Source organism: Nonomuraea sp. NPDC001684 (genome assembly GCF_053596515.1).
Genome location: NZ_JBSFGJ010000066.1, coordinates 1 through 10,642, shown reverse-complemented (window position 1 = coordinate 10,642; position 10,642 = coordinate 1). Strand labels below are relative to the sequence as shown.

Annotated in this window: 11 protein-coding genes; 7 read left to right on the top strand and 4 right to left on the bottom strand. The window is 72.8% G+C overall.

Features of this window, described 5'->3' with window-relative positions; translation table 11 throughout:
• Window positions 1–12: 12 nt before the first annotated feature.
• Window positions 13–636 carry a GNAT family N-acetyltransferase gene (locus ACWCSD_RS15485; protein ID WP_449915478.1) on the bottom strand — a complete coding sequence of 208 codons (624 nt, stop codon included), beginning with the start codon at window positions 634–636 and terminating at the stop codon, window positions 13–15.
• A 132-nt stretch (window positions 637–768) separates the two neighbouring features.
• Here ACWCSD_RS15485 and ACWCSD_RS15480 point away from each other — a divergent pair, with 132 nt between their 5' ends.
• The 6 genes from ACWCSD_RS15480 to ACWCSD_RS15455 all read left to right on the top strand — a co-directional run bounded on the left by ACWCSD_RS15480 (window position 769) and on the right by ACWCSD_RS15455 (window position 7,124).
• On the top strand, window positions 769–1,089 hold the full coding sequence (locus ACWCSD_RS15480) for a hypothetical protein (protein WP_358292272.1): 321 nt from the start codon (window positions 769–771) through the stop codon (window positions 1,087–1,089).
• A 951-nt stretch (window positions 1,090–2,040) separates the two neighbouring features.
• Window positions 2,041–3,813, top strand: coding sequence for a protein kinase domain-containing protein (locus ACWCSD_RS15475; RefSeq protein WP_449915475.1), 1,773 nt, complete (start codon window positions 2,041–2,043; stop codon window positions 3,811–3,813).
• 158 nt (window positions 3,814–3,971) lie between these two features.
• Entirely contained in the window at window positions 3,972–4,145 is a 174-nt protein-coding gene (locus ACWCSD_RS15470) for a hypothetical protein (RefSeq protein ID WP_352318817.1), read from the top strand.
• 28 nt (window positions 4,146–4,173) lie between these two features.
• Window positions 4,174–4,698 (top strand): MauE/DoxX family redox-associated membrane protein, encoded by a 525-nt coding sequence (locus ACWCSD_RS15465; protein WP_397160507.1) that lies wholly within the window; start codon window positions 4,174–4,176, stop codon window positions 4,696–4,698.
• 9 nt (window positions 4,699–4,707) lie between these two features.
• Complete coding sequence (locus ACWCSD_RS15460; RefSeq protein WP_358292282.1) at window positions 4,708–5,235, top strand: TlpA family protein disulfide reductase; 528 nt, start codon at window positions 4,708–4,710, stop codon at window positions 5,233–5,235.
• Complete coding sequence (locus ACWCSD_RS15455; RefSeq protein WP_449915470.1) at window positions 5,232–7,124, top strand: ABC transporter ATP-binding protein; 1,893 nt, start codon at window positions 5,232–5,234, stop codon at window positions 7,122–7,124. The genes ACWCSD_RS15460 and ACWCSD_RS15455 overlap by 4 nt, the downstream gene beginning before the upstream one ends.
• Here ACWCSD_RS15455 and ACWCSD_RS15450 read toward each other — a convergent pair.
• From ACWCSD_RS15450 to ACWCSD_RS15440, 3 genes are all read right to left on the bottom strand, one after another.
• Window positions 7,040–7,528, bottom strand: a complete 489-nt coding sequence (locus tag ACWCSD_RS15450) for a S26 family signal peptidase (RefSeq protein WP_449915467.1) — start codon at window positions 7,526–7,528, stop codon at window positions 7,040–7,042. The genes ACWCSD_RS15455 and ACWCSD_RS15450 overlap by 85 nt on opposite strands.
• Before the next feature lie 125 nt (window positions 7,529–7,653).
• Window positions 7,654–8,328: a TetR/AcrR family transcriptional regulator gene (locus tag ACWCSD_RS15445; RefSeq protein ID WP_449915465.1), complete on the bottom strand. Its 675-nt coding sequence runs from the start codon at window positions 8,326–8,328 to the stop codon at window positions 7,654–7,656.
• A gap of 74 nt (window positions 8,329–8,402) precedes the next feature.
• Window positions 8,403–9,692, bottom strand: a complete 1,290-nt coding sequence (locus tag ACWCSD_RS15440) for a cytochrome P450 (RefSeq protein WP_397160498.1) — start codon at window positions 9,690–9,692, stop codon at window positions 8,403–8,405.
• 219 nt (window positions 9,693–9,911) lie between these two features.
• Here ACWCSD_RS15440 and ACWCSD_RS15435 point away from each other — a divergent pair.
• Window positions 9,912–10,642: cation diffusion facilitator family transporter (locus ACWCSD_RS15435; protein ID WP_449915462.1), on the top strand; the 731-nt coding region annotated here is incomplete at its 3' end.

The window sequence follows — 10,642 nt, the reverse complement described above, 5'->3', positions numbered from 1 at the left end:
GACGGTTCGCATCTAGCGGCTGTGGTTGGCGGGGGCTTCGAAGATGAGGCCGCGGCCGTCCTCTTCGTCCCAGTCCTCTCCGACCTTGACGAAGCCGAAGCCGGCGATCGTGGCCAGGGACGCCGCGTTGTCGGGGCTGATCGTCGCCCGTACGGTCTTGATCGTCGGTTCGGCCGCGGCCCGGTGCAGCAACTCGATCAGGATGGCTCGGCCGTACCCCTGGCGACGGAACTCTGGAGCGACCGCGTAGCCGATCTCCACCATGCCGGCCTCGTCGGGCGGTCCGTGAAAGCCGGCATGGCCGATGACGACGCCTTCGGGCCCGGTCACCGCCTGCCGCGCCATCCACGGTGCGTGGTCCGGGTCGGCGGCCATCTGGTCGATCCGGATCCGCCACAGCCACCGTGCTCTGTCTGTCACGAAGTAATCGGTCAGAGCGACCCCGGCCGCATCGCTGGCTGTGGCCAGATCCCCGTCGAGCAGAGCGGACATCGCGGTGCTCGACAACTCGACGAAGCGCACCTGCTTCGGACTGGTGGGGAATGACGTCTGGCGATCGGCTTCATCTGTCACGGTGTGATGGTCGCAAGGTGTTCGACAGACGTCCACGAGTTTTTGGCCGGTTTCGGTGCTCATCGTAGGAGCAGCAAGGCGCTGGGTGCTAGGCCCCTGGTTACTGGCGTAACGGATAGTAGTTGATTAATCACTCTGTGTTTAGGGTTGGGATTGGGTGGCATCCGCCGCTCCCGTCCCGAAGGGAAATCGATCATGCGACGTATCCCGATCGCCCTGGCCGCCCTCGCCGCCGCCGGCGCCGTGGCGATGGCCCCGCTCGCCACAGCCCAGGCAGCCACCGCTGTTTCGCTCAACGCGCCGGTGGCGCGGGCGGGCGAGGTCATCACTTGTCAGGAGGTGGACGCGCAACTGCCGGACATCTTCGCCCGTGCCTGCGACACCGACCATTGGGGGCCTCTGTCCGACTTCGTCATCAATTCCAGAGACCGGGCCGTCTACCGCTGCGTCACTGGCTGGGCCGAAGGCAGCCTGTGGGTCCGTGGCCAAGGATGCCGGCGGCTCCAGACCTCCTGACCGGCCGACGGTTCAGACCGGCAGATCAGACCGGTGGCCCGAACCGTCGTGGGCGCGTGGGGGAGTCCGTCCGGAAAGTCCGCGAAACGCCGGGACTGGTGACTGCATCGTGAGCGCCGCCGGTCCGGCGGCGGCCGGGAGCGGCCGGAGGGCTGCTCACCCGGCGGGCCGATCCGCCAGGCGGCGCCGAGCGTTCCCGCCGGTCCTCCGCCCGCGCCTTGCGGGGTGCCCCGGGCGGGCGCCCGGCAACCTGACGCAGAGCACCTCTCCGTGCCCGCATCCCCGTGACGGAAAGAACCCGCATGCGGTTGCATCTCATCGGCACCGGATCGATCTTCACCGACCGGATGAGCGCGAGTGCGCTCATCGACGGCACGCTCCTCGTCGACACACCCAACGGCTCGGTCAAGGCGATGCGCCGCGGCGGGATCGACCTGACGGCCATCGACCTCTGCCTGATCACGCACTTCCACGCCGACCACTTCTTCGACATCGTCTTCCTGCCCATGGAGCAGGGGCTGCTGCGCGAACGCGACGGTGAACTCGTCCTGCTCGGCCCCACCGGGCTGGAGGAACGAGTTCGGCCCCGCCGGCGGTCGATGGGAGGGCCCCGGCCAGGGGCGCGACTACCTGGTACGGGCCCCGCCGGTGCAGCACGCCACGCCGATCGCGCTGGGCTACGCCATCCATGGGCTTGGACGACGTCGAGGCCCTGGCCGCACGCTGGCCCGACCGCGCCTTCATCCCCACCCACCTCGGCGACGACGTCACCGGCTCCGACCGGCCCAACATCGTCTTCCCCGCGTAGGCCCGGCGCCGCCGAGAAGCTGCTCCGACGTCGTCCGGGCAGCCTGGTGGCGACGCAACGCTCGATGGGGTGCTCCGCAGTGACTTGACCCGCTGTGTGGGACTTTGAGGAGATCTTGCCGGCGAACGCTAGGGTGAGATCTCGTGCAGCCGCTCACGCCGGAAGACTTAGCCCGAATCGGCCCCTATCGGCTGGTCGGGGTGCTGGGGCGAGGCGGTCAGGGGACGGTTCTCCTGGGGCAGGGGCCGTCCGGCGAGCAGGTCGCGGTCAAGGTGTTGCACGCCGATGCCGCGGCGGACGAGAACGCACGCCGCCGGTTCCTGCGCGAGGCGGAGGCGGCCCGCCGGGTGGCCGCGTTCTGTACGGCGCGGGTGCTGGACACGGGCCTGGTGGCCGGCAGGCCGTACATCGTCAGCGAGCACATTCCGGGGCCGTCGCTCGATCTGCTGGTCAGGACAGAGGGGCCGCGATCGGGCAGCGGGCTGGAGCGGCTCGCGGTGGCCACGCTCACCGCGCTGGCGGCCATCCACCGGGCGGGGATCGTCCACCGCGACTTCAAGCCGCACAATGTGATCATGGGCCCTGAGGGGCCCGTGGTGATCGACTTCGGGATCGCCAGGGTGACCACCCAGACGGCCACGCACAGCGTGGTGGGCACCCCCGTCTACATGGCGCCGGAGCAGTTCGGCGGAGCGCCGATCACCCCGGCGGCCGACCTGTTCAGCTGGGCGGCCACCATGGTCTACGCGGCCACCGGGCAGCAGGCCTTCCGTGGAGACGCCCTTCCCGCCATCATGCACGCCATTCTGACCCGCGAACCCGACCTGTCGTCCGTGCCGCCGGAGCTGCGGCCGGTGCTGGCGGCCTGCCTGGCCAAGGAGCCCGCCGCCCGGCCAGGCGCCGCCGCCCTGGTACGCCGCCTGACCGGCGACGAGTCTCCGCCGGCCGTTCCCGTCCCTCCTGCCCCTCCCGCGGCGCACGCCACGACGGGCATCCCGGAGGCCGAGCGGCTCACCCTCCGGGTATATCCGCCGACGCGGGAGAACCTTCCTCCCGGCCCGGCGGACCCGCACGGGCCGCCTGGCCAGGACGTCCCTTCGACGCCTCCAACCGGCGGCGACGGGGGCCGGTCGAAGAGGGTCGGCCTGGCAGTCGGCGCCGGAGCGGTCGCTCTGGTGCTGGTCGTGGTGGGCGTGCGAGCCGTGGTCAAGAACGCGGTACGGGGAGCGCTGCCGACCGGCCGCCCCTCCACCGCCGCCTCCTCCCAGCCAAACCCCTCAGAGACGCCGGAGCCCTCCCAGACACCATCGCAGACGCCTTCCCAGACGCCCTCGGAAAAGCCGCGCGAGGACCCGTTCACCCCCGCCGACCTCGACAAGGAGAGCACGGACCCGACCCCGATCACCGCCGAAGCCCTGCTCCCGCAGTCCTTCACGAGTGCCATGGGGATGCGTTTCAGCCGTAAGGCGGCCGGGGTGGAGGACTGCCCGAGCCCGTGGCCCGTCGCCAGGGTCAAGTCCGCCCTGCGCAAGGCGCGCTGCGACGACATGGCCGTGGGCGTCTACGTCGGCTCGGGGGCCCCGAAGGGACGCGTCATGGTGACCGTCTGGGTCGTCCCGCTGAAGGACTCGGGCCGGGCCCGCGCCGCGTACGCGAGGCTCAAGGACGCCTACGCGCAGGAGTGGGGCATCCGGTGCCCTCAGACCGGTCCGGGGTCGACCGGAATCTGCTACACGTCGAACTGGTGGGACGTGCAGCTGTCCTCGTGGACCGGGCAGCGCGGCCGGTACGTGATCCGCACCCTCGCCGTCCACACGAACCTCACCAGAGCCGCCGCCGCGGCCAAGTGGCTCAAGGACGCCTCGCGCGCGGCGTTCAAGAACTCGGGCCCCCTGCTCCACCAGAACGGGCAGTGAACGAATCCGACGGCCTACGTGCGGATAAAGATCAGTCCGGAAATGTCAAGATCACTTGCTGCTCAAAGCCATCTCCAGTCTCGGCCGATCTCTCCGTTAACTCTGGTCTCTTGCTGGGCGACGTTGATCGCGTAAAGATCCCCACGCAAGGAGCTGCCATGATCCGCGCACTCAACCAGCTGGGAGACCGCCTCCTCGACAAACTCCTCCCCTCGGCGAACGCCTCGGCCGCGTGCTGGACCGACTGGTGCTGCCAGGGCAAGTTCTGCCGGACCTGCTGCTACCACGACTCCAGCGGCACGGTCAGCTGCGGCAGCTTCGACTACTGCTGACGCCTCCTCCCGATCTCCCATGACAGCCATGCAGTACGTCGCGCCGGCCTGCCGGGTGGCGCTGGGCGTCGTCTTCCTGGTCGCGGTGGCCGGCAAGGTGCGCGGCAGGTCCGCGTTCGCCGGGTTCCGCGGGTCCGTGCGCGGCCTGGTCCCGCTGGGGCCACGGGCCGTCACGGCGCTGAGCGGCGCCGTCGTCCTGGCCGAAGGGTGCGTCGTCGTGCTGCTGGCGATCCCCGGGACAGTGCGGGCCGGCCTGCTGCTGGCCGGCACCGTCCTGGTGGGTTTCTGTGCCGGGATCGTCAGGGCGATGCGCTCGGGCGCCACGACGCCGTGCCGGTGCTTCGGCGCCGCCGGGACGCCGCTCGGTGGCCGCCACCTCGTCCGTAACGCCGGGCTGCTCGCGCTGGTCGCCGCCGGGCTCGTGCCGGGGCACGCCGCACCGCATCCGGCGGGCGTCGCCCTGAGCGTGCTGGCCGGCGGCGTCCTCGCCGTCATCGTGATCTTCTTCGACGACCTCGCCGACCTGTTCGCCGCACAACCGCGTCACCCCTGAGGAGCCCGCATGCCCTATCTCGTCGCCGCCGTCGTCATCGTCGGACTGTTGTGCCTGGTGAATCTGGTGCTGACGCTGGCGGTGATCCGCCGCCTGCGCGCGCACACGCTGCGGCTGTCGGAGCTGGGGCCGACGCGTCCCCCGACGGTGCAGCCGGGCACGACGATCGGCGAGTTCAGCGCGACGACCGCCGACGGCGGGACCGTGTCGCGCGCGTTCTTCTCGGGGGTCTCCGTGGTGGCGGTGTTCTCCACCGAGTGCGCGTCCTGCCACGAGCTGCTGCCGGAGTTCACGTCCTACCTCGCCGACACGCGTCCCGAGCGGGTGCTGGCCGTCGTCACGGGCGACCCGGACGAGGCCCGGCGGTTCACCCGCGAGCTGACGTCGGCCACCGTCGTCGTGGAGCCGATGGGCGGCCCGGTGAGCAGGGCGTTGCAGGTCTCGCAGTTCCCCAGCTTCTTCCTGGTCGACGGTGACGCGGTGGTCGTGGCGGCCGACACCGCCCCGGGCAGGCTGCCGGCGGTCACCCGCCGATGACCCCTCCCGCCGGGCCCGGCGGCGCCGCCCGCGGACGGCGTGCGCGCGCGGCCGTGGCGCTCGCCTGGCGGGCGCATCCGGCCGCCGTCCTGGGGTCGGGGATCGCGGTGCTGCTCATGGGGCTGGTCCCGGTGGCCGCCGCGTGGCTGACCAAGCTCGTCCTGGACGGCCTGGCCGCCGGGGCGGGGCCCGCCGAACTGCTGCCGCCGGGCGTGGCCCTCGGCGTGACCGGCCTGGCCGGCGCGGCCCTGCCCGCGGTCGCGGAGTACGCCCAGGAGCAGCTCCGCCGCGCCCTCCAGGTGCTGATCCAGGACCGGCTGTTCCAGGCGGTCAACGCCCATCCGGGGCTGAGCCGGTTCGAGAACCCGGCCTTCCACGACCGCATGCGGCTGGCGCAGGAGGCCGGGCAGAACGCGCCGCAGCGGATCGTCCGCTCGACCCTGGGGATCGCCCAGGGAGCCGTCACCCTCGCCGGGTTCACCGCGGCGCTGGCCGTGCTCGCGCCGGGGATGATCGTCGTCGTGGCGCTCTCCGCGATCCCGTCGGTCCGCGCCCAGCTCGACCTGTCGAGGCGTCGCGCGGGCATGATGTGGGGCGTCAGCTCCAGGGCCCGGCGGCAGATCTTCTTCGCCGGCCTGCTCACCAGCCCCGACGCGGCCAAGGAGATCCGCCTGTTCGGCCTCGGCGACCTGCTGCGCGGCCGGATGCTGGCCGAGCTGCGCGCGGTCAACGCCGCCGAGCAGGGGCTGGCCCGCCGGACCCTGCGTACTCAGGGCGCGTTGTCGCTGGTGGGGGCGGCCGTCGCGGCGGCCGGCCTGCTCTGGGCGATCATCGCCGCCGCGTCGGGCGCGCTGAGCGTCGGCGACGTCGCCGTGTTCGTCGCGGCCGTGGCAGGGGTGCAGTCGGCGCTGGCGTCGATCGTCGGCCAGTCGGCGGACGCGCACAACGCGCTGCTGATGTTCGGGCACTACCTCGACGTGGTGGCCGACCCGCCCGACCTGCCCGTGCCGCGGCGGCCGCGGCCCGTCCCGGCGTTGCGCGAGGGCATCGAGGTGCGCGACGTCTGGTTCCGGTACGACGACGCCCATCCGTGGGTGCTGCGCGGGGTCGACCTCTTCGTCCCCCGCGGCGGCTCGCTCGCCCTCGTCGGCCTGAACGGCGCGGGCAAGAGCACCCTGGTCAAGCTGATCTGCCGGCTGTACGACCCGGTGCGCGGGTCCATCCTCTGGGACGGCGTCGACCTGCGCGAGACGGACCCCGCCGAGCTGCGCGGCCGCATCGGCGCGGTCTTCCAGGACTACATGTCCTACGACCTGACCGCGGCCGAGAACATCGGCCTCGGCGACGTCGCGGCGATCGGCGACCGGGAGCGGGTCGAGGACGCCGCCCGGCTGGCCGGCGTCCACGAGACGGTCGCCGGGCTGCCGCGGGGCTACGACACGCTGCTGAGCCGGATCTTCTTCGGCGACCGGGACGACCCCCAGGCCGGAGTGGTGCTGTCCGGCGGTCAGTGGCAGCGCCTGGCGCTGGCCCGCGCCCTGATGCGGAAGGGACGCGACCTGCTCGTGCTGGACGAGCCGAGCTCCGGCCTGGACGCGCAGGCCGAGCACGCCATCCACCAGAGCCTGCGCCGCCACCGCGCCGGACGCACCAGCCTGCTGATCTCCCACCGGCTGGGCGCGGTCCGGGACGCGGACACGATCGTCGTGCTCGCCGAGGGCCGGATCGCCGAGCACGGCTCGCACGCCGAGCTGATGGCGCTCGGCGGGGAGTACGCGAGCCTGTTCACCCTCCAGGCCCAGGGCTACGAACCGGCCACCCCACCGGACCCGCGGACGGGCGACATCGACCGGACGACGACGCCGAGCACCCGGTCGAACGGCACGTAACCCCACACCCGCGAGTCCTCGCTGACCGGCCCGTCCCCCAGGACGACCAGCCGGCCGGCCGGGACCGTGTCGCCCGGCGACGCCCCCACCCGGCCCGCGACCTCGGGCGGAACCGGGTCGCCCGGCACGGCCACCGCCCGCTTGATGAACCACATGGCCGCCCCCGGCGGCGGCAGCGGCCCGGTGCGCCACTCGCCACCGGGCGGCAACGTCTGCAGCACCACGACCTGACCGCGTCCGACGCCCGCCCCCGTCGTCCTGCGGACGAGCACCCGGTCGCCGGTGCGGTAGGTCGGCAGCATGCTCGCCCCGCTGATCCAGACGACGACCAGGCGCCGCCGGGCGACGGCCAGCCCGGCGGCCAGAGCCGCGATCGGGGCCAGCAGGATCAGGACACGCCGCACGACGCCCTCCCAAGTCGATCATCACCGGAGACTGCCGACACTAGCGGCGGATCACCTCGCCGGACAGCCCGGACAGCCCGGACAGCCCGGACGGCCCGTGCGGCCCGCCGAAGGGGCCGCTCACCTCACGGCCCGGGCCGGCCGGGGTGGTCGAGGCCGGCGGTGAGCTGGTCGATCGCCGTGTCGATGCGCCGTCCGAGCAGGGCGGTGTCCGGCGGCCCTGCGGAGGCCGCGGTCTGCCGGAGCCACTGGTCGAGGACGACGCGCAGCGCCGTCAGGGCCGCGGCCGCGCACAGCAGGGGATAGCCGGTGTCGCCGGGACGCCCGGGGGCGGGGTGGCCGATGTGCTCGGCGATCGCCTCGGCCAGGGCCTGCTCCTGCGCGGCGAGCACGGCCAGTTGCTGCGGCACCAGCGTGGGCGCCGACCGGACGAGCTGCAACGCCCGGACGTGGTCGCGGCCGGCGGCGTCGCTCTCGTGCATGACCGTCAGCACGGCCTCGCGGAAGGCCCGCAGGACCGGCTCGGTGCGCGGCCGGGCCCTGAACCGGGCGACGAGCTCCTGCGCGGCGGCGGCCAGCGAGGCCACGACCGCCTCCTCCTTGCTGGAGAAGTAGTTGAAGAACGTGCGCAGCGCGATGTCGGCCTCGCCGGCGATCTGCTCGACGGTCACGTTCTCGACGCCGTGGCGCAGGGCCAGCCGGAGCGCCGCCGCGCTGAGGGCGGCGCGGGTGGCCTGCTTCTTGCGTTCGCGGCGGCCGGGCGACGCGGGCTCCCCGCCGCCCGATGCGAGCTGAACCACCCCGGCCTCCTCTGCCACGGTCCTCATTATGGGCTCCGGCACGGTGACGGGGCGCCGGCGGGCACTGCGTCCGGTCAGGACCAGGCGACGGGCAGGGAGTGCACGCCGAAGATGAGCATCTCGTCGCGCACCGGCACCTGGCCGGCCGGCACGGCCAGCCGCAGGTCCGGCAGGCGGGTGATCAGCTCCGTCAGGCCGATGCGCATCTCCACCCGGGCGAGCTGCTGGCCCAGGCACTGGTGCACGCCGTGCCCGAAGGCCAGGTGCGGGACGCGGGCGCGGTTGACGTCGAACCGGTCGGCGTCGGGCCAGTGGCGGGGGTCGCGGTTGACCTCGGGCGTGGCGATCACGACGGTCGCGCCGGCGGGGAGGTCGGCGCCGCCCAGCGTGACGGGCTCGGTCGTGACGCGGCTGACGCCGAGCTGGATGATGCTCAGGAAGCGCAGCAGCTCCTCGACCGCGTTGTCGACGAGGGAGGGGTCCGCCCGCAGGGCGGCGAGCTGGTCGGGGTGCTCCAGCAGGGCGAACGCGCCCAGGCCCAGCATGTTGGCGGTGGTCTCGTGGCCCGCGCCGAGCAGGACGAGGGCGACGTCCACGAGCTGGGCGTCGGTCAGCGGCGGGTCGGCGTCGTGGACGAGCCCCGACAGCAGGTCGTCGGCCGGCTCGGCGCGCTTGGCGGCCACCAGCCGCTGCATGAACGCGTACAGCTCGACGCCCGCCACGGCCCGCTCCTCGTCGGTGGAGCCGGCGTTCAGCCCGACGGAGGTGCGTTCCTGGAACTCGGCGCGGTCGGCGTAGTCGACGCCGAGCAGCTCGCAGATGACCAGCGACGGCAGCGGCAGCGCGAACGACGGCACGAGGTCGGCCTCCGTGCCGGCCGCCTTCATCGCCTCGATGTGCTCGACCGCGATCTCGGTGACCCTGGCCTCCAGCTCGCGCATGCGCCGGACGGTGAACTGGCCGGTCAGCAGCCGCCGGATGCGCGTGTGCTCGGGCGGGTCCATGAACACGAAGAAGCCGTCCTCGCGGCTCTCGACGGACGGGCCCGCCGGAAGGACGCCCGCCGCCTGCTCGGCCACCTCGTGCGGCTGCAGCGACGTGGCCTCGCGGTGGCGGACCCGGTCGGCGCTGAAGCGGGCGTCCGACAGGACGGTGCGGGCCTCGTCGAAGCCGGTGACCAGCCACGCCCGCGCGCCGTTGAGCAGCTCCACCGGCCGGACCGGGTCCTGGCCGCGCCGCTCCCGCAGGCCCGGCGGCGGGTCGAACGGGCACCCGCCGCGCACGACCAGGTCGGCGGGCAGGATCCGGCGCATCGCCGTGGGGCTCGCGCCGGGGGAGTCGTCGGTCAGGCTGCGGTCGCTCATCGGCGGGTCCTGTTCTCGCGGGTGCGGGCCGTTCCACCCTACAAAGATGCACGACGCGCATCAATGCACGTTGTGCATGTCCTTTCGATCGCCGGATCAAGGTGTGCCCGCGGGCCCACGGGGCAAAGGCACGCATCCGACAGCTCACCCGCACGGGAGGAACGTGATGACGCGACAGCCTGTACGAGCACCGGTTGCGGCACCGGTTGCGGGGACGGCGTGAGCGGTAAGGGCTCACAGGAGGCGACCTACGCGGCGCTGGCCGCCAACCTGGGGATCGCCGTCACCAAGTTCGTGGCGTTCTTCTTCACCGGTTCGTCCTCGATGCTCGCCGAGGGCATCCATTCCTTCGCCGACTCGGGCAACCAGGGGCTGCTGCTGCTCGGTCAGTCCCGCGCCAAGCGCGGGCCCACCCCGTCCCATCCCTTCGGCCACGGGCGCGAGCGGTACTTCTACGCCTTCCTGGTCTCGGTCGTGCTGTTCTTCGGCGGCGGCCTGTTCGCCCTGTACGAGGGTTACGAGAAGATCAGCCACCCGAAGCCGCTGGAGAGCTGGCCGTGGGCGATCGGGGTGCTGGTGGGCGCGATCGTCATGGAGGGGCTGTCCCTGCGCACGGCGGTGCGCAACGCCAACCGGGCCCGCGGGGGCCGGTCGTGGCTGCGCTACATCCGCGAGGCCAAGGCCCCCGAGCTGCCCGTGGTCCTGCTGGAGGACACCGCCGCCCTGCTCGGGCTGGCCTTCGCCCTCATCGGGGTCACGCTCGCGCTGGTCGTCGGCGACCCGGTCTACGACGGCATCGGCTCGATCGCCATCGGCGTGCTCCTGATCATCGTGGCCGTCACCCTGGCCACCGAGACCAAGAGCATGATCATCGGTGAGTCGGCGTCGCCGGAGGTCCAGCGGGCCATCGAGGAGGCCCTGCGCGAGGACGACGCCGTCGCCTCCTTCAC

What these genes read in the sequence shown, in the direction of transcription:
- ACWCSD_RS15485 (WP_449915478.1), bottom strand. Translation starts at nt 636, where the DNA reads ATGAGCACCGAAACCGGCCAAAAACTCGTGGACGTCTGTCGAACACCT.
- ACWCSD_RS15480 (WP_358292272.1), top strand. Translation starts at nt 769, where the DNA reads ATGCGACGTATCCCGATCGCCCTGGCCGCCCTCGCCGCCGCCGGCGCC.
- ACWCSD_RS15470 (WP_352318817.1), top strand. Translation starts at nt 3,972, where the DNA reads ATGATCCGCGCACTCAACCAGCTGGGAGACCGCCTCCTCGACAAACTC.
- ACWCSD_RS15465 (WP_397160507.1), top strand. Translation starts at nt 4,174, where the DNA reads ATGCAGTACGTCGCGCCGGCCTGCCGGGTGGCGCTGGGCGTCGTCTTC.
- ACWCSD_RS15460 (WP_358292282.1), top strand. Translation starts at nt 4,708, where the DNA reads ATGCCCTATCTCGTCGCCGCCGTCGTCATCGTCGGACTGTTGTGCCTG.
- ACWCSD_RS15455 (WP_449915470.1), top strand. Translation starts at nt 5,232, where the DNA reads ATGACCCCTCCCGCCGGGCCCGGCGGCGCCGCCCGCGGACGGCGTGCG.
- ACWCSD_RS15440 (WP_397160498.1), bottom strand. Translation starts at nt 9,692, where the DNA reads ATGAGCGACCGCAGCCTGACCGACGACTCCCCCGGCGCGAGCCCCACG.